This window comes from Aliamphritea spongicola (genome assembly GCF_017051665.1).
In the GTDB taxonomy this organism is placed as follows: Bacteria; Pseudomonadota; Gammaproteobacteria; order Pseudomonadales; family Balneatricaceae; genus Amphritea; species Amphritea spongicola.
Map to the genome: position 1 here is coordinate 13,732 of NZ_JAFIDL010000003.1, position 19,031 is coordinate 32,762.

Below are 19,031 nucleotides of genomic sequence, written 5' to 3' on the forward strand. Positions count from 1 at the left end.
CTGAAAAATAGATTCAGGCAAGATCATGACAGAACACATCTTAAAGGCTTTTTAAGGTGCAGGACGGTTCCAGTAAACACTGGCAACAGCGATGTTCCGGTCAAGGCAGAAGTGAAACTGCCAGCCAAGTTTCTGGCAGATCCGTTCAACCAGCTGCAACCCCAGACCGAAGCCCGGTTCCGGATTATGTTGATGTGTTTCAGCAGGATTGGTGACGCTGACACCGTGTGAGTTCAGCTGCAGAGAGATATTGCCGGGGCCGCTGTGCTGGCAGGCATTGCGGATCAGGTTTGCCAGTACGACTGTGAGCAACGGCTCTTCGATGATCAGCTCCGGGGTGAGTATATGCTGGCTGATCTGAGTATCGCGTCCTTCCAGCAGATAACGGTGGTCACTGATCAGCTGATCACAGAGGGCATGAGGATCAACGCTGATTTGGGGGATGGTTTTATTGCTTTCACGGGCCAGCCATAGCAGGGCTTCAGAGAGCTGCATCATACGGTTACTGGCTTTCAGCGCCCGGTTAACCGGCCGGCTGGCAACCGTGTTGGCCGTTTGCACCTGCAGGGTATCCAGGCTGGCCTGCACTACGGCCAGCGGTGTACGCAATTCATGGCTGGCGTGTTTGAGGAACTGTTGCTCCCGTTCATTCACCGCCTGCACATGGGAAACACCTTCCTGTAGCTGCCTGGCCAACTGGTTCAGTTCGGTGATCGGAAACTGAATATCGGTTGCCTCCCGGGGATGGGTTTTCAGCTGGCCGGCCCATTCACTGAGCAGGCTGAGAGGCTCCAGTGTCCGCCGCAGAACCCAGGCAATCACCAGAAAAATAATCAGCATAATCACCAGTGTGAACAGTGCTGCCTGCAGCAGGGTTTCACTGAGAAAATCACCGAAAGCATTTTCAACCTGATCCGCCGGGTGTCGGCTGATCAGATAAAGCTTGCCGTGGCGGGGATCTTCGATAAATAACAGGTACAGATATTCATAGTTGCCACTGGCGTTGCGCTGTTCTGTTTCTAATGAGTCTCCCGGCTGCAGGTTGCTGATATCAAAAACCTGTTGCAGGTCTAGCGGAACATTTTGCCATTGCCGCCAGGCGCTCATCCCCGGGGTTCTGGGCAGGGGCTGATCCGGACTCTGGCTGACGACGGACTCCGCTTCCAGCCACATGAGTTTGTCGGACAGGGTGTCGGCGGAATAAATTCCGAGGCTGAAAATCAGGATTAAAAACCCGAGAGCCAGCACTGAACCGATCCAGAGCAGTTGTTGCCTGAGAGTTTGTGCCAGTGGGATGGCGGTTTTGCGGGTTTTCATTCCTGTACTTCCTTCAGGCAAAGCCCTTTGCCGGTGTAAGTATGGATCAGCACCGAGTCGAAGGGGTGGTCTACTACCTTACGCAACATGTGTAGCTGGACGTTGAAGTTACCACTTTCGACCTGTCCGCCAGGCCAGACATGCTGTTCGATGGTTTTGCGGGGAACCACTTCGGGGCTGTGGCGGGCCAGCAGTTCAAGTATCTTCCAGCTGATAGGGGACAATTTAAGGGGCTGATTACTGCGGCAGGCCTTTTCGCTCCGCAGATCCAGTTTCAGCGGGCCGATGGTCAGCGTATCCGATGGCGGATTATTACGCCGGTATATAGCTTGCAGCCGGGCCCACAGAACCGGCATGGCGCAGGGTTTGGTGACGTAATCATCCACGCCGGCAAGAAAGCCTTCTAACTGGTCGGCATCGGTATCACAGGCGGTAAGCATCAGTACCGGGATGCTGTAGCCCTGATCCCGCAGGGTCTGGCAGACACTGAAACCGTTCATTTTCGGCAGCATAAGGTCCAGAATGATGATGTCAAAACTGCCGTGGCGGGCCATTTCCAGTCCGGCGCTGCCGCTGTAGGCAAAGTCGCATTCCACTTCGAACAGTGAAAGGTAGTCGGCAATGGCGGCCGCCAGTTCGGCGTCGTCTTCTACAATCAGTACCTGCATAGTTGTTTCCCGGGTGGTGTTCAGCGTTAACGTCGAATCAGTGTAACTGTTGCAGGGTTAAACCGTTGTTAATAGCTTACAACTCCTGCTTATCTGAGAACGCCATATCTCTATAGTCTGCAGCTAACTTCTTGTAGAATATCAAACTTATGTCTGAAAATGGCAGGTTCAGCCGGTTATCGGGTAGGCCAATGGGGATTGTGCTGCTAGAGTGAAGGCTGATGAAGTGAACAGGGGTCTTCCCTGAAACATAGCTTGCGTCAGTATCCGGCAGTATCAGGGAGCTGAGACCGCAAAGTTAAGAAGGATATATAACGATGCTTGGCCGCCGCATAATCGCTGCAACGGTATTATCAGTACTGTCTTCTTTCACCTCAGTCGCAATGGCGCAGGACTGGATCTATACCACCACCAAAGGCGATAACCTCTGGAATCTCAGTGAACAGTATCTGGACCGGGTCACCCGGTTTGAAGCACTGCGCAAAATTAACGGTATTGAAAATCCTAAGCAGATGCCGCCGGGCATCAAACTGCGTATCCCGCTGAAATGGATTCGCAGTAATCCCGTACCGGCCACGGTCGATGAGCTGTTAGGCGATGCGCAGCTGCAGCGGGCCGGCTCTTCTGAGCAGGTGGCTCTGCAGCACGGTGATGAAGTGTTCCTCGGCGACCAGATCCGCACCGGCGGTGACAGCACTCTGGCGATCCGTTTTGCGGATGACAGTATTCTGACCTTGTATGCCGACAGCCTGATCCGTTTTGATCATCTCAGTGCACACGGTAAAACCGGTATGGTGGATTCCCGTCTTAACCTGATTCAGGGACGGATGGATACCCGTGTAACGCCGGCATCGGGACCGGGTTCCCGGTTCGAAATACAGACCCCTTCAGCTATCAGTGCGGTGCGCGGTACCGAATACCGGGCACTGGTCGGTGAAGATGGCAAGATATCCAATATCGAAGTGTTACACGGCAAAGTAAAAGTCAGCGGTGCCGGTAAACACACACTGGTGAAACGTGGCTTCGGTACTCAGGTTGCTGAAGGTAAGGCACCGATTAAGCCCCGCAAGCTGTTGCCGGCTCCAGGGCTGACGGCTTTTGATGCGCCGGTACGCAATATCAGCCAACTGGTGAGCTGGCCGGCGGTTGATAAGGCTCAGGCATACCGCGCTGAAGTGTCTGCCGATGCTGATTTTGATGTGGTTCAGTGGAGCCGGATCAGCGAATACGCCAAGATTGCTTTACCGGATATTGCTGATGGTGAGTATTACCTGCGGGTGCGGGCGATCGATTCTCTGGGGCTTGAAGGTCTGAACAGTGTACAGCCATTTGTGCTGGATGCCCATCCCCAGCCGCCGTTGCAGTTACAGCCGGTACCTGAACAGGTTCTGCGGGGCGAAACGGCAGTCTTGCAGTGGACTGCGTCTGCGGATGCTGCCCGTTACCGGTTAGAAGTGGCGACAGACGAAGCCTTTACCCAATTAGTGGTTGATCAGGATGATATTACCGGCAGCCGTTTTGATACTGCCGATTTACCTGTACCCGGAAAATATTACTGGCGTCTGACCAGTATCACCTCCAGCGGTGAGCACGGTCCGGTAGGCATTTCCCGAAGCTGGCAAGTAAAACCGGCACCGGAGAAAGTTGAAGCGGCAGTAGGTGCAGCCGAAGACGGCAAACTGGTTGCCTCCTGGCGTGCGGGCTCTGCGGAGCAGCAATATCAGGTACAGATGGCGACCGATGAAAACTTTGAAGACCTGCTGCTTGATCAGATGCAGGATGAAGCCCGTATCAGTTTTGATGCGGTAGAAGGACAGGTTCGTTACCTGCGGGTCCGCAGTGTTGAATCTGATGGTTATCAGGGCCCGTGGGGCACTGTACAGCGAATCCTGCCAATTCCGGATTACACGCCACTGTGGTTATCCGGTGCGGCAATGCTGTTACTGATCCTGTAAAGCTATGAAATTGTCAGAATCCCTTCGAAGTCGGCTGTATGCGGTATGTCTGATCCTGCTGCTGTTAGTCAGCGGCCTGGGGCTGACATTTAACCGCGGGCTGGAACGTCTGGATCTGATGCTCTATGACCAGATGTTACCGGCCCATGCGGTCAGCATGAGTGATCAGGTTGTCATTGTGGCAATCGATGATTACAGCCTGCAACAGCTGGGGCGCTGGCCATGGTCCCGTAAACGTCACGCGGAGCTGGTGTATAAACTCACCGAGATGGATGCCGCCGTCATCGGCATTGACGTGCTGTTTGTGGAACCCCAGAAAAATGATCCGGAGGCAGATGAAGTCTTTGCCGAGGCGTTGGCCCGCAGTGGCCGCAGTGTTCTGAGTATCGCCCCGGGGGTACAGATGCCAGGCTCCCTTATCAGTGAAGTGATGCCTCTGCCGGATCTGGCGGTGAGTGCGGAAGCCATCGGGCATGTAGATGTTGAACTGGATGTTGATGGCCTGTGCCGCCGGTTTTTTCTCTACAGTGGCGTAGGCGATGCCCGCTGGCCGGCACTGGCGATGGCGATGTTGCGGGTAAAGGGTGAGACCGAGCAACTGGATAACCTGATCAATGTTGAAAACACCCCGGTGATCCGTTCGGATTACTGGCTGCGTCAGCAAAGCATTATGATTCCCTTCGCCAAAACCGGCGACCGTCCGCAAACCTATTCCTGGGCAGATATTATTTCCGGCCGGGTGCCTGCTGAAGCGATTCGTGGCAAATATGTACTTGTGGGCGCTACCGCCACCGGGCTGGGGGATGCACTGTCAACACCAGCTGCAGCGGCCCATGAACGAATTCCCGGTGTCGAACTTAATGCTCATATCCTGAATGCCCTGTTACGGGGAGAAGGCATTAATCAGGTATCCTCAGCCTGGTATACGGGCATTACACTGGCTTTCATTATCGTAGTGACACTGGCTGTTGTGCTGTTGCCGTTAAGGGCCGGGCTGGTGTTTACCCTGGTGGCGCTGTGGAGCATTCCGGCACTGAGTCTGACGTTACTGGTGGGCTGGAAGTTATGGTTTGCACCGGCAGCGGCACTGATCATTGTGGCCTTACCCTGGCCGTTGTGGAATGTCTGGCAACTGGGTATTGATGCCCGGCTTAAGCATAAACTGTTACAACAACTGGCCCATCAGGTTCAGCACCATGTGGCAACCGGTCTGCCGAATGCGGTTATGCTCCGCCAGCGGTTAAACCAGGCCATTGCTGAACAGCAGGGCGCTGAAAGCTGTGTCGGTTTACTGGTGATTCATTTCAACTGGTCAGGTTCTGCCAGTACCACGCTGGAATGCCCGGTGGATGATACCCAGCTAAAGAAGGTTGGCAGCAGGCTGCGGGAAGTGGTCAGCGATGAGCATTTTATTGCGCATCTGAACGGTGATGATTTTGCGGTTCTGCTGACAGACCTTCAGGAAGCGGAACATGTCAAAGATGCTGCGCTGAGTCTGTTACAGGCCCTGCAAAAACCACTGCAGATGGATGATGAAAGCTATCTGTTACTGACGCCCCGCATCGGTGCCTCGTTATGGCCGGATGACTGCTTTGATGCAGACGGCCTGATTCGCAATGCATATACCGCGATGTTCAAGTCCCGGGTGGATGACAGTGATACCTTGTGTGTCTATTCACAGGGGGCAGGTTTGCAGCTGGAACTCCGTTCTCAGGTTGAGCAGGCGCTGGTGCATGCGCTGGAGCGCAATGAGTTTGAAGTGTATTACCAACCGCAGGTCCGTGCCGATGATGGCCGGATGGTGGGGGTGGAAGCGTTACTGCGCTGGAACAGCCCGAAACTGGGGCGTATTCCGCCGGGGATTTTCATTCCGGTTGCTGAGCACGTAGGGTTGATTCCGATGATTGGCAGTTGGGTACTGAAAACTGCCTGTGAGCAGCTTCAGGACTGGCACGACGCCGGGTTACCGCATCTGCGTCTGGCTATTAATGTTTCTCCGCTGCAGTTTGCTGACCCTGAGCTGGAACGGCGGCTTGCCCAGACGATAAAAAACATGAGTATTACCCCGGGTAATATTGAGCTTGAGATTACTGAAGGTTCTCTCATGTGGGATATGGATCAGGCCGTCAACATTATGAAACGGATGAAAGCTCAGGGGGTGGATCTGGCGGTGGATGATTTCGGTACCGGCTATTCATCCCTGAGCAGTTTGCGACATTTCCCGCTGGACCGGCTGAAGATTGATCAGTCATTCACCCGTGAGATCGGCTCTGATGAAGCGGCGACGGAAATTACCCAGACCATCATTGCGATGGGTAAGCGTCTTGGCTTAAGGATCATTGCGGAAGGGGTTGAGACCGCAGAACAGGCCCGTTTTTTACGGGAGCACGGTTGTGATGAGTTTCAGGGGCATTATTTTGGCCGCCCGCTGGATGCTGATCAGATCACCGATCTGCTGGTGGATATCATGATTGCTGACAGCAGTAAGAAGCGTACGGCATCTGAAGATACCGAAGAAAGCCTGTAAACCTCCGGCGTAACCGGAGGTTTTACTGCCTGTATCAGGCAGGTTTAATTAAAACGTTTGGTGATTTCCGCCACCCGTTTACCGAACAGCCGGGCGGTAGCCAGATCGCCTTCCGGCGGGGTAATTTCAGGAGAGGCGTCCTCCGATGATGCGACCGCACCCAGCATGGTGCCGCTGCGGTTTATGGCCTCCGGGTGCCCCTGCTGATGTTCCGGTGAAGTATTCATTTCTGTCTGGCCTACCCAGATCATGCCATGCTGAGCGGCGAATACAGCCATCGAAATCAGCGTACTCAGTTTATCTCCGCCAATGCTGTGAGAGTTGGTAAAGCCTGCCGCTATTTTGTCTTTCCACTGTTGCTGAAACCAGATGTCAGAGGTTGAATCCATAAAGCTTTTGAACGGGCCGGATACATTTCCCAGATAAGTAGGTGAGCCGAAAATAATGCCATCCGCCCGGTTCAGTTTATCCGCCTGACCGGTAAGGTCTTCGGCTTTGATGAGTTCTGTGTGTACACCGCTGACAGAAGCGGCCCCCTGTTCGACATGACGGGCCTGTACTTCGGTATGGCCGAATCCGCTGTGGTAAACAATCGCAATAGTAATCATAAAATGTGTTCCGGTAATTCAGATAAGTTCTGTGAGGTCAGTAAAGCCTGGTGGCTTTGTATTGGTCGCTGGGCTCCGGGCACAGGGCACAGGGCACCGGGCTTGATGGTGTTCAGTCGTTAATCAGCGTCAGTACCACCGGTGCCAGTGCTTTCCCCAGTGTTTCGTGGTTGCTGGCGCTGAAATGCACACCGTCAATGCCGTCGGTATCGGTGACTTTGCTGGCATCGAAGAAGGTAATGCCGGTGCGGGCTGCTTCCTGTGTGAATGCTGCACTGAGCTGCTCTGATGCTGCTTCACCGGCCTGGAACAGGCCGCTTAGTCCTGTTTTGCTGGTATCACCCATGGCGGCGGGGCCAACCACTAAGACATCCGGTGCCGGGTAGTGGGTAAAAACGGTTTGTGCTGACTGGCTGACATCAGCGGCCATTTTGAAGACCGCCTGTGCAATGTCAGCCGGTGCCCGTTCAGTGCCTGCTTGCAGGTCATTGGTTCCGAGCATGATGACCACCAGATCCAGCGGCATGTTGCGGGCGATTGCTGCCGGCAGTGCGGCGGCGCCGTTAAAGTCTTCTTTTCTGACCAGGCCATTATCATTGCGGCCATCTATATCAGAGCGCCGGCCAATCATTCCATCAACAATAACCGTTGCTTCAGGCAGGGCGTTATCAAGTACGCCGGCCCAGCGGGTATCATCCTCAAAGCGGCCTGCCGGGAAGCCTTCACTGGTTGGGGACCAGCCCCAGGTATTACTGTCGCCAAAGGCGAGAATGCGTGCTTCGTCTGCGCTGGCAGTGAAGGACGAAAGGGCTGTCAGTAAAATTGCTGCGGGTAAAAAAGTTCGTTTCATGGTTACACCTCAAATACGGATAACGGTTGAAACACACGTGTGAGTTGTTGCTGATGCCGGCGCAGTTATAATAGGTCTAAGGCTAACTAAAAGAACAGTACGTACAAAAAAGTGCCTATTAAAAATGTATAAGAGAGAGCGTTTATGAACAGACCGACTCCTGATCCTTATTTGGCGCAATGCCCGTCGCGAAAGCTGATAGACGTTATCGGTAATAAATGGGTATTACTGGTTTTTCCGCTGTTATATAAAGGGCCGAAGCGTAGCTCGGAGCTGTTGCGGGAAATTGAGGGTATTTCGCAAAAAATGCTTACCCAGACGCTGAGGTTGCTGGAAGAAAATGGTCTGGTGGAACGCCGTGATTACCATGAAGTGCCACCAAGGGTAGATTACCGCTTAACTGAACTGGGTAAGTCCCTCGGGGTTCTGATTGCTGAAGTGGATGACTGGGTAGTTGATAACTTTTATGCAACCCGGGGTGAATGATTGATCAGGGTGGATACAACCACGGATGTAGAGGTACATAAAAAAGCCGCCAGGGTGAACAACTGGCGGCCCGTTCGGTCAAGTGGACACTCAGGAGAGGATGCCCGTGACCGGAAAGTACATGTATGTCCCGTATCCATTGGCTCGTTGGGAAATACAGAGGTATAAGCAAGGTGTATGCCCCGCAGGGCATACGGGTTTACGATCAGATTTCAGCGCGGCCCAGTGAGCGCAGCAGCTCGTTCACTTTGTCTTTGCCGCCGATGCTGTCATAGAACTTCGGCCATACCGCTTCCTGAGCACGCTTGGCCCATTCCGCTTCATCCTGCAGGGTGTCGATCTGCATGTTGTACTTGTTGACCAGCTCCTCTTTGATGACTGCTTCTTTTTCTTTCAGCCAGGTGATGCTGTACTGGGTAGCTTCTTTACCGGCTTCCAGAATGGCTTTCTGAGTAGCGGCATCCTGATCCTGGAACAGGGATTCAGAGATGATCAGAGGCTCCAGCAGGAACAGGTAGTGAAGGTCGGCAATGTACTTCTGCACTTCACCGAATTTCATCGCGTAAATGGTGGTGTAAGGGGTGTCCTGACCGTCCACTACGCCCTGTTGCAGGGCTGTAAAGGTTTCAGACCAGGCCATTGGCGTTGGATTGATCCCCCAGGATTTATAGGTATCAATCATGATCTCATTTTTAGGTACCCGTACGACGACACCATCCAAATCTGCCAGTTTCTTGATTGGTTTCTTGGAGTTACTCAGCACGCGGAAGCCGGAATAGGTCCAGCCCAGAATGCGGGTGTTGGAATCACGGATGGTGTTCTCAACCAGTTCATCAGCAATCGGACCTTCAGTAGCAGCGATGGCCTGATCCAGGTTTTCGAAGATGTATGGCAGGGACAAAATACCCAGGCTTGGGGAGAACGGCGTCAGGTTATTACTGGCCAGAATCGAGAAGTCGGTGGTGCCCAGTGCAACGTCGTTGACTGTATCCTGCTCAGAACCCAGCTGGCCGTTAAGGAACAGTTTAGCGGAGTGTTTACCGCCGGTTTTTGCTTCCAGCAATTCGATGAATTTCAGCCCCAGTGCTTCCTGAGCACTGCTGCCACCGTCACCGACTGCAATGTTCCAGTTTGCGGACAGGGCACTTGCAGAAAACAGTAAGCCTGCGGCAAGGGAGACAGCTTTAGCGATATTATTTTTATGTTTCATGTATAGCTCCTAGGTATAAAACCGGTGAATTTTTACCGGCAAAATGAGTCTGTTATAAGCAGTAGACTGACTGGGATAATCAGATAAATTTTTTGCCGGCAATTAGATCCAACGTATTGCGAAATGTAGACCCAACTCCCTGAAAGCCAGATGCAGCGGGCTTCTCAGTGGATCTTTTAGGTATGAAATTTATTGTTTTGTGAAGTGCCGGTGGGAAATAAGTGTTACAAAAGGTGAGAGATATGAACGTAAAAAGCCCGTTATACGGTGCCCTGATCAGCCTGTGCTTCTGGTCCGGTGCTGTTCAGGCGAGTGGGCCGCTGTTTCAGAACATTCAGCAGGCGGACGCTAACGCAGTGGAAACCCTGATTGAACAGGATGCATCGTTACTGGAAGCCCGGGATAGCAGAGGGAATACACCCTTGCTGGTGGCTGCACAGATGAACAGTGTACCGCTGGTGAAGTTGTTACTGGCGAAAGGTGCTGATCCCAGCGCAATGAATTACAAACACCGGGATATCCTTAATACTGCTGTGTCGGTTGGTAATCCGGAAATTGCACGGCTTGCCTTGCAGGCCGGGGCAGATCCGACCCAGATAACCTCTGTGTACGAGGGATCAGCGCTGATTTATGCCACCCATCAGGCTGAGCTGGAAATTATGGAGCTGCTGATCGCGGCTGGTGCACCGCTGGACCGGGTCAATAACCTGGGCTGGACAGCACTGCTGGAAGCGGTGATTCTGGGCGACGGCGGTGAGGATTATGTCAGTGCGGTACGCATATTACTAGCGGCCGGAGCAGACCGGGATATCTCCGATAAGAAGGGTAAAACACCGCTGGATCATGCCCGGGATAAGGGCTATCAGGCACTGATTACCGTGCTGCAAAGCCCTGTGAATGAATAGCCAGCAGCTATTGTTGTTTAGCTTCGTGCTGCTGGTTAAACGTATCATTCAGATAATCGAGTAATTCATTCAGAACGGTTAACAGCTGATCCTGATTCTGTTCACTGAATGCCTGACAGATCTGCTGATGAAAACCAATGATCTTTTCCCGGCTGCGCAGGCGAACAATGGTCATATTCATCACCGGTACCAGCGCATCAATGATGGAGTAGACGATCATCTGCAGCATAGGGTTTTCAGTGGCATCGGTAATGTAGCGGTGGAAGGCAACGTCCGCGGCACAGAACTCACTGTCGGATATCGAGCTGTCCTGCTGGTGGTCCAGACACTGATTTAATCCGGCCATGTAAGTATCAGACCAGTTTTGCAGTGCCAGTTTGCAACACTCGGCCTGAAGGATCTTGCGGGTCTGAATGATGTTTTCCATCTCTACCGCGCCCATGCTGATCATCAGCATGGTCGAAGATGCCAGGAATTCAGTGGCATCTTTCATTTCAAAACCGTTTACAAAGGTACCGCCGGCGGGGCCCCGTTTGGAGCGGATCAGATTTTGTGCGGCCAGCCGTTTAAGTGCTTCACGGATAGTCGGGCGGGACACATCAAACTGGGCTGCCAGTTCGAATTCTGTGGGCAGACGGTCATCTTTTTTCAACTCACCGCTGAGAATTGCCTGTCGCAGCTGTTCTGCTATCTGCTTGGTTGCGCTGGCAGTCACAATGTTGCCAAAGGGTGCCTGTGCCTGAACAGGGGAGATTACCGGTGCTGCTGAAGTATTTTTAGCAGATTCCGGGGATGATTTTTTAGCAGACGTTTTTGCAGACTTTATTTCAGACAAGATAATTTCCTGAATTTACAGCGGTTACAACGGTAAACCGGTCCGGTATCAGGTGGTTTACATAACGTTGGTTAACAGTATCAGCCTTTGGTTGGGCTTGACAATTATTCTCTAAATAAAATATTTTAATATTTGTCATACAAATAGATTTTTATAATCTATATTGTTAAAAACTGGATTTATAGGTCATATTTCAGCGGTTGCCAGCTTCTTAAAGAGTCGGGAAGACCGAAAGAAAGATTGATAAAAGCGTCTGATCACGCCACGTTTACAGAGAGAATTTATGAATACTTTTAAAGCGTTACAGATTTCGAAAGACGGTGAACAGCAACAGACAGAATGCGTGCAGTTAAGCCGCGAGGATCTGATGCCCGGCGATGTGCTGGTGGCCGTTGAGTACTCAACTATCAATTACAAAGATGGCCTGGCGATTACCGGTAAAGGCCCGGTAGTACGTAAATGGCCAATGATTCCGGGCATCGATTTCGCCGGTACGGTTATTGAAAGCGATCACTCAGAATTTTCTCCCGGTGATGCCGTCGTGCTGAATGGCTGGGGTGTCGGTGAGGTACATTACGGAGCCTATGCTGAGCAGGCCCGGGTAAAAGGTGACTGGCTGATTAAGAAGCCTGCCGGGATGACACCGAAGCAATGTATGGCCGTCGGCACCGCCGGTTATACCGCGATGTTATCCGTACTGGCGCTGGAGAAACACGGCATTACCCCGGATCAGGGACCGGTGCTGGTGACCGGTGCCAATGGCGGTGTCGGCAGTGTTGCCGTATCAATTCTGTCGAAGCTGGGTTATGAGGTGATTGCCTCCACCGGACGTACAGAGCATGCGGATTTTCTGAAGCAGCTGGGGGCCAGCAGTGTGATTGACCGGGCAGAGCTTTCTGAAAAAGGCCGGCCACTGGGTAAGGAACGCTGGCGTGCTGCGGTTGATTCTATCGGCAGCCATACACTGGCGAATGTAATTGCTCAGACTCAGTATGGCGGCGCAGTTACAAGCTGCGGTCTGGCACAGGGCGCGGATCTGCCACTGACTGTGATGCCGTTTATTTTACGGGGTGTATCCCTGCTGGGCATCGACTCGGTGATGGCACCGAAAGCTGCCCGTGAAGAAGCGTGGGCACGGCTACAGCAGGATCTGGATCTGGAAAAACTGGAACTGCTGTCCGAGACCGTGGGCTTTGATCAGATCGTTGAAAAGGCGACTGATATTGTCGACGGTAAGATCAAGGGCCGGGTGATTGTTGAGATTGCCTGACTCTGGCTGATATAAGCCAAAACGGCGCACTTAGCGCCGTTTTTTGCGTAATACCGTTATAAAAGCGTCAGAAACTCATCAACTTTTTCTTCCGGCGTTGCCCAGCCGGTGACTAAGCGCACCACAGAACTGTCGGCCGTTTTACGGCACCAGACGTAGAAATCAAATTTCTCCTGCAGACGGGCAATCAGTTCATCCGGTAACACGGCGAAAATCTGATTGGTTTCTGTATCTGCTTCCAGTTTTAGCCCATGGGCCAGTAAGCCTTCAGAAAGTTTCTTCGCCATCTTGTTGGCATGTTCTGCCAGTTCGAAGTAGAGGTTGTCTTTGAATAATTCGACGAACTGAATACCCAGCAGGCGCCCCTTGGATAACATGCCGCCACGCTGTTTTACATGAAAGGTAAAGTCTTCAGCCAGCGAATTGTTATTGATAACAATCGCTTCGCCGATCAGCGCGCCGTTCTTGGTTGCGCCCATCGAGAATAAGTCGGTGAGTTTGGCAATGTCCTTCAGAGTAAGATTATTTTTCTCAGCAGTGAGTGCCGTGGCCAGGCGGGCACCGTCCAGGAACAGGTAGAGACCATTCTCCCGGCAGAACTCCGAAATCGCCGTTAATTCCTGTTTGCTGTAGAGGGTGCCAAGCTCGGTGGCATTGGAAAGGTACACCAGTTTTGGTTTAACCATGTGCGGTACATGGGAGTGATCAACCAACACCTGTTCCAGATCGCCGACGGTGATTTTGCCCTGCTGATTCACGACGTTAATGATTTTATGTCCGGTGGCTTCAATCGCGCCGGTTTCCCGTACCACGATATGGCCGGTATCTGCGGAAATAACGGCTTCGTGAGGACGCAGGCAGGATGACATGACAATAATATTTGCCAGCGTGCCACCAACCACCAGATACACGTCAGATTGCTCTGAAGCGATTTCACGCTTAATCAGTTGTTTAGCTTTGGCGGTGTACTCATCGTGTCCGTAAGCGGTTTGCTGAATCAGATTGGTGTCCGCCAGCGCGTGAAGAATATTCGGATGACAGCCTTCACTGTAGTCATCCAGAAAACTGTATTTCGTCATGATTTGTGCTGCTCTAAGAATCGTATTGTCAGGTAAAGCAGTACTATAAAAGGGCGCAGGTTAGCCGGCTTGTAAAATATTGCAGACCGAATGCTGATTAAACGGCTCTGCCCGAATCGACTCTATTTTTCTTCGTTAGCCTTCACATAGGAACAGCCCAACTGACATTGGGATGAGCTGAAAGGCGAAGCCATGGCTTCTGCAACCTCCGGTTCTGTGCAGGACACACAGGTATGTTCCCGCTCCAGCTGCCGGATTTGCCAGAACACAACCGCCAGAGCAATTGTGCCCCAGACCGCAGCTCCGGCCAGTTCACCGGCCAGTACACCGGCGGCACCGAACCACTGGGCAAACAGATAAACCAGCGGAATGGTGCCGAACAGGGCTTTGGCAAAGTTAAATAAGGTGGCCTGGGTGGCATGGTTTAGGTTGTTTGAAGCGGCGTTGGCAATAAACAGCACACCGTTAAAGCTGAAACCGATCACCAGCCAGGTAGTGTAAAAGTCGATCAGGTAGGCGGCGTCTCCGGTGGCGCTGAAGGCGCTGATGATCATATCTCCCGCCAGATACAGCACCAGCCAGACGAACAGGATATAGACAAAGTTAATAAGCAGGGCATTCAGCAGGGTGGATCTGACCCGGTCATAGCGGTCTGCGCCGGCGTTCTGACCGATAATCGGGCCGATTGCACCGGATAGGGCGAATATCAGCGCAAAAGCGACCGGGGTGATTCTGCCCAGAATGGCTGCGCCGGCCACCGCGCTGTCACCGAAACTTGCCATGGTTTTCAGCACATAGCTACCGCCAATCGGCGTTGCCAGATTGGTCAGTACCGCAGGAACCGCGATAGGCAGAATAGCGCCCATGTCCAGGCGCATCTGGCCGAAATCCGGTTTACAGTGGATATTATGCCGGCGAATAACCACGTACAGTGCGATGCCCACCAGTGCTACCCGTGAGATCACCGAAGCAATAGCTGCCCCTTTGATTTCCAGGCCGAAGGTAAAGATAAACAGCGGGTTGAGCAGGGCATTTACAATGGCTGCCCCCAGGGTGGTGTACATGGCATTACGGGCATCACCCAGCCCCCGCAACGTGGCGGCTGCAGACATACCGCAGACCAGCAACGGTGTACTGGGCAGCAGAATCTGGCTGTAATCAATTGCCAGGCCGAGGGTTACATCCCGGGCACCGAGGAACATCAGTAAGTCTTCAAGCCAGATCCAGGCGGGCAGCGTTACCAGCAATGCAGCAATCAGGCTGAACAGCAATACACTGGATGTGTACTGGCCGACCAGCTCGCGGTTGCTGACACCCTCAGCACGGGACACCAGCGCGCCCATGGCGATCTGAATACCGATGCCCACAGAGGTTAAAAAGAACAGCAGGGTGCCGGAAAAGCCGATAGCCGCAGCAAGTTCTTCCTGCCCAAGCAAACTGAGGAAGTACATATCCACAAGATCAACAGCGAACAGCGCCAGCAGACCAACAGTACTGCTGAGTGTCATCACGGATACGTGTCTGAAGGTTGATCCCTGAACGAACTTGGCGCTTTTCATAATCGTTATTTGCTGAACCGGCTGACGGAGAAGGACAGGTGAAGCGCCTAATTTACTAGAGAATGCCGGGTATGTAACCTGACAAATGGCTGATAGATCAGGTGTGAAAGGGTATGAAACGGCAGGATAGGGTTGTTGGGGGAAAAGCTATACAACCGGAGCGTCTGTGTAGACGCTCCGGTCGGAGTCCGGTTCAGGCCTTATTGTAATTTGGCAAGAATCGGGCTGTCTTTTAGCGCGGCATTTTCCTGAGCCATCAGCATGGCTGTATCGTCAAAGACATCAGTGACTGATTTGTCTGCACCTGCTTCCAGCAGGAATTCCATGGTTGATGTGTCTTTACCCAGCAGGGCTGCGTACATCAGAGCAGTGGTTTCTTCACCGTCTTTCGCGTCCAGATCAACGCCGGCAGCAACGATCTGCTTCAGCAATTCAATTGGCTGACCACCTTTAACCGCATAGGTCAGAGTGGTACCGCCTTTTGCGTCTTTGTCAGTCAGATTCGCATTCGCGGCAATCAGGCGATCAATAACCGGCGCAAAATCTTCGCCTCGCAGGAGGGCTGCCAGCAGGGGCGTGATGCCTTTATCGTTGACGGCCAGTGGGTCGGCGCCTGCGTCCAGCAGGGTTTCGATAACGGCAGGCTCTTTAAATGCCAGTGCCAGAATCAACGGTGTGTTGCCGGCATTGTCTTTTGCATTTACGTCAAAGCCACGTGACATCAGTGCTTCATAACCTTCGGCTTCTTCTTCACGGTTAGCCATCAGCATATGCAGGGCGGTCTGGCCACGGTCATTGGTGATGTGCAGGTCGAAGCCTTTGTCTTCCAGGAACGCCAGGCGTTCTTCAGAGGTTGCTTCATCAGCAACGGTCAGCAGTACACCGGAATATCCGTAGTTATCAGCCACTTCCGGTTCTTCGCTCATGTCGTAGAACTTTTCGAGCATTTCGACATTGTCGTTCTTGGTGAGTGCGCGCATGAATAGGTCGCGGCCTTCACCGTCGATGTAACCCGGATCGTAGCCTTTATCTTCAAGCAGTTCGAACATTTCCATTGCCCGCTTGTTGTAGGCGAAAGCGCCCAGCGGCGTGATACCTAAACGGCTCTGCTGGTTAAAATCCAGGCCGATTTCTTCAAAGTATTCGACGATACCCGGGCGGAACTTTTTGTTTTTCGACAGCCAGTATTGCGGGGTTTCACCCATATAGTCTTCAACTTTATAGTCAGCACCGAATTCCGCGAACAGTTTGATCAGTTCCAGATCGCCATAGCGGGCAGCGTACAGTTCAGCATAAACACCTTTACCGCCTTCAGGCCGGTAAGGGACACCCTGTTCCAGTAACCAGCGCATGACATCCAGAGAAGCATTGCCACGCAGCGCGTAGTGCAGAGCCTGGCGGCCGATTTTCTGTTTTTCGAGCAGGCTGTAGCCTTCATCCATCTTGGCCTGCACGTCCTCGATAGTTGCGTCTTTCCAGAATTTTTTCGTCAGGAAAGGGTTTTTAGCATGCGCGCTGGTGGCGAGCAGTGCGGTAACCGCGATGGTGGAAAACAAGGTTCCGAGTTTCATTGCAGGGTCCTCTGTCAGTAGATGTCTTCAAGGTAACGGCCGCACAGACGTAATTCAGCAATGCTGAGTCCTATACTGGCGGAGATAGTGTCAATTTCCTGTGCGACAGCCTGTGCCATGCGGGATGAACCGCAGACCATGATGGTCGCACCCTGGTGTAAGTGTTGAGCCACGATGTCGCTGGCACCGCGCAGGCGGTCCTGAACATAGGCCTGGTCATCGTGACGGGAGAATGCCGGGTGGAAGCCGCTCAGGCGTCCGTCACTCTGCCACTCCTGAATGGCGTCACGGTAATAAAAATCGTTGTCGGGATGGCGCAGGCCGAAGAACAGTTCCATGGGCTGTTTCCGGTTATTGCGGATCATGCCTGCAAAGGGGGCAATACCTGTACCGGCACCGATCATAATGGTGGGTGCCCGGCGGGCAGGCCGGAAGTCAGGGTTGTGTTCCACATAGGCATCGATCTGCTGCCCGGGTTCCAGACCCAACAGGTAATTCGAGCAAATGCCGCCTTTGACGCTGGCGACGCAAAGTTCAACCATGCCTTCACGTTTTGATGACGCCAGAGAATATAATCGCGCTACCGGGTCCTGCGGAGGGACGATACCCAGAAGGTCTCCGGCATTGAATCCTGGCAGACGGCGTTTCTTCGGCGCCCGGAAGCGCAGAATCGCTGAGGCGGTGCCGTCATAACCGGTGAAGTCTTCCCGTTCAGCCAGTTCCAGTTGTCGTGTTTTCGGCCGGGGTGGTGTGTAATCCAGTACCAGACTGTTAAGTCCCAGTGGAACCGCGAGTTTGTGTCCCCAGGCAGTGAAGGCCTGTGCGGAACGGCGGTTAATGTCTCCCATGGGCAGCAGGCTGGTGCGGCCAGAGGCCGTCAGTGCATTCTGGCAATTGATGGCAAATGCGCAATATGCCGGGAATGCCTTATCACCAAAGCCCAGAACCGCAAAGTGCTGACCACCCTGATAGCCGGGTAAACGTTCGAGGAACTGTGCAGCCCCTGACGGTGGCGTGCCATCACCATAGGTTGCTGCCAATAGCAGTAAGGTCGCGTCTTCGCGCATATGGCAGGTTTTATTCATTCCGCTGAGGTGAACGGCTTTTCCTGCATCACGAAGCTGTTGTGCCAGGTGAACCGCGAATCCCCAGGTGGTGCCTGTTTCAGAGCCAACCAGTATGACTACGTCGGCATTAGCAAGCGAGACCATTCCGCGGGGCTTAGGATGGCGCCGGCGTAACCAGATGATGAATCCTGTCACGGTAAAGAACGGTACTGACAGTGAAATCAGGCCTGCGATTGCACCCCAGGGAGATGCGCCCTGTCCGGTATGTAACAGGGTGAACAGATCCAGTGCGCGGGTTAAGAACGGTACGCTTTCCTGGCTGAGTATGTCTCCGGAATGACGGTCAATAAAGGAGAGAGTACCTCCCTGACGCAGGACATAGACATCCCACCAGTCGGACCAGATAGGGAAGCTCAGCTCAGTCAGTTCACTTAGCGCAATGGTGTCAAAGACAGCCAGTTCGGCAGCCGGAACCGGATCGGCCTGGGTCAGTGTTTCCGGATATTCCGGTGTATCATCCACGCCGGAAGGCACCAGACCGTTTGATACCAGCGACATCCAGGTACCTGACAGCACTGTTATGAAAAGGGGGATAATCAGTAACCGCCCTGCGACGGTATGCCACTTATCAAGGCCCCGGCCTTTAATTTTGCCAAAGAGCCGGCTGTATCCGCCCAGTCGCCGGGCCAGCAGAACGAATCCGGTGATCATCAGCACTAGCATGGCAATGACGCTGATGAGCGTAATTGGCCGTCCGTCTGGTCCCAGTGCCAGATTACGGTGCAGGCTGTTAACCAGATCCATAATAGGTTCGGGTCTGTCTTTACGGGCTAACCGGCCATTAGAGGGATTGAACGGTACTTCGCGTGATCCGGCCGCATCGGCCCCGCGCAGGAGTACGCGGCCGGAGTAATCGATCCGGATCCGGTCGATTTCAAAGTAGGGATTCTTTTTGGCAGACAGGCGCAGTACATCGCCGACAGTCATGTCACCCAGGTCGTGGACGTTGCGGTCAAACCGTTTCAGTAACGGGTCGACTGATAAGATTGATCCTGTTACTGCCAGAAAGATCAGTAACAGACCAAGAATGACTCCCGCCCAGCGGTGTATCTGACGCCACATTT

At 53.1% G+C, this 19,031-nt stretch carries 15 protein-coding genes; 5 read left to right on the plus strand and 10 right to left on the minus strand.

Going from position 1 to position 19,031, the window contains the following annotated elements; all coding sequences use genetic code 11:
• Positions 1-51: 51 nt before the first annotated feature.
• The gene (locus JYB63_RS10130; protein WP_205657765.1) at positions 52-1,317 is read right to left on the minus strand and encodes a sensor histidine kinase; all 1,266 of its coding nucleotides are present in this window, start codon (positions 1,315-1,317) and stop codon (positions 52-54) included.
• Positions 1,314-1,985 carry a response regulator transcription factor gene (locus tag JYB63_RS10135; protein ID WP_205657766.1) on the minus strand — a complete coding sequence of 224 codons (672 nt, stop codon included), beginning with the start codon at positions 1,983-1,985 and terminating at the stop codon, positions 1,314-1,316. Before JYB63_RS10135 ends, JYB63_RS10130 begins: the two co-directional genes overlap by 4 nt.
• Positions 1,986-2,302: 317 nt before the next feature.
• Between JYB63_RS10135 and JYB63_RS10140 the strand changes: the two genes are divergently transcribed.
• Positions 2,303-3,940 (plus strand): FecR family protein, encoded by a 1,638-nt coding sequence (locus JYB63_RS10140; RefSeq protein WP_205657767.1) that lies wholly within the window; start codon positions 2,303-2,305, stop codon positions 3,938-3,940.
• Between the two features lie 4 nt (positions 3,941-3,944).
• The gene (locus JYB63_RS10145; RefSeq protein WP_205657768.1) at positions 3,945-6,467 is read left to right on the plus strand and encodes a putative bifunctional diguanylate cyclase/phosphodiesterase; all 2,523 of its coding nucleotides are present in this window, start codon (positions 3,945-3,947) and stop codon (positions 6,465-6,467) included.
• 44 nt (positions 6,468-6,511) lie between these two features.
• On the opposite strand, the gene JYB63_RS10150 is transcribed toward JYB63_RS10145, so the two are convergent.
• Together JYB63_RS10150 and JYB63_RS10155 are read right to left on the minus strand one after the other, a co-directional pair.
• Positions 6,512-7,075, minus strand: coding sequence for a flavodoxin family protein (locus tag JYB63_RS10150; RefSeq protein WP_205657769.1), 564 nt, complete (start codon positions 7,073-7,075; stop codon positions 6,512-6,514).
• Positions 7,076-7,187: 112 nt separating this feature from the next.
• Positions 7,188-7,925, minus strand: coding sequence for a DUF459 domain-containing protein (locus tag JYB63_RS10155; protein WP_205657770.1), 738 nt, complete (start codon positions 7,923-7,925; stop codon positions 7,188-7,190).
• A gap of 144 nt (positions 7,926-8,069) precedes the next feature.
• On the opposite strand from JYB63_RS10155, the gene JYB63_RS10160 reads away from it, so the two are divergent.
• Positions 8,070-8,411 carry a winged helix-turn-helix transcriptional regulator gene (locus JYB63_RS10160; RefSeq protein ID WP_205657771.1) on the plus strand — a complete coding sequence of 114 codons (342 nt, stop codon included), beginning with the start codon at positions 8,070-8,072 and terminating at the stop codon, positions 8,409-8,411.
• A 205-nt stretch (positions 8,412-8,616) separates the two neighbouring features.
• On the opposite strand, the gene JYB63_RS10165 is transcribed toward JYB63_RS10160, so the two are convergent.
• Complete coding sequence (locus tag JYB63_RS10165) at positions 8,617-9,621, minus strand: TRAP transporter substrate-binding protein (RefSeq protein WP_205657772.1); 1,005 nt, start codon at positions 9,619-9,621, stop codon at positions 8,617-8,619.
• A gap of 242 nt (positions 9,622-9,863) precedes the next feature.
• On the opposite strand from JYB63_RS10165, the gene JYB63_RS10170 reads away from it, so the two are divergent.
• Complete coding sequence (locus JYB63_RS10170) at positions 9,864-10,526, plus strand: ankyrin repeat domain-containing protein (protein ID WP_205657773.1); 663 nt, start codon at positions 9,864-9,866, stop codon at positions 10,524-10,526.
• A gap of 7 nt (positions 10,527-10,533) precedes the next feature.
• Here the strand turns inward: JYB63_RS10170 and JYB63_RS10175 are convergent, their stop codons facing one another.
• A complete protein-coding gene (locus JYB63_RS10175; RefSeq protein WP_205657774.1) occupies positions 10,534-11,361 on the minus strand; it encodes a FadR/GntR family transcriptional regulator in 828 nt (275 codons plus the stop codon).
• A gap of 283 nt (positions 11,362-11,644) precedes the next feature.
• Between JYB63_RS10175 and acuI the strand changes: the two genes are divergently transcribed.
• The gene (gene acuI / locus JYB63_RS10180; RefSeq protein WP_205657775.1) at positions 11,645-12,631 is read left to right on the plus strand and encodes an acrylyl-CoA reductase (NADPH); all 987 of its coding nucleotides are present in this window, start codon (positions 11,645-11,647) and stop codon (positions 12,629-12,631) included.
• Between the two features lie 56 nt (positions 12,632-12,687).
• Here acuI and JYB63_RS10185 read toward each other — a convergent pair whose 3' ends face one another.
• The 4 genes from JYB63_RS10185 to JYB63_RS10200 all read right to left on the minus strand — a co-directional run bounded on the left by JYB63_RS10185 (position 12,688) and on the right by JYB63_RS10200 (position 19,029).
• Entirely contained in the window at positions 12,688-13,710 is a 1,023-nt protein-coding gene (locus JYB63_RS10185) for a threonine aldolase family protein (protein WP_205657776.1), read from the minus strand.
• Between the two features lie 122 nt (positions 13,711-13,832).
• A complete protein-coding gene (locus JYB63_RS10190) occupies positions 13,833-15,269 on the minus strand; it encodes an MATE family efflux transporter (RefSeq protein ID WP_205657777.1) in 1,437 nt (478 codons plus the stop codon).
• Between the two features lie 200 nt (positions 15,270-15,469).
• The gene (locus tag JYB63_RS10195; RefSeq protein WP_205657778.1) at positions 15,470-16,840 is read right to left on the minus strand and encodes an ankyrin repeat domain-containing protein; all 1,371 of its coding nucleotides are present in this window, start codon (positions 16,838-16,840) and stop codon (positions 15,470-15,472) included.
• A gap of 14 nt (positions 16,841-16,854) precedes the next feature.
• Complete coding sequence (locus tag JYB63_RS10200; protein ID WP_205657779.1) at positions 16,855-19,029, minus strand: PepSY domain-containing protein; 2,175 nt, start codon at positions 19,027-19,029, stop codon at positions 16,855-16,857.
• Positions 19,030-19,031: the final 2 nt, after the last annotated feature.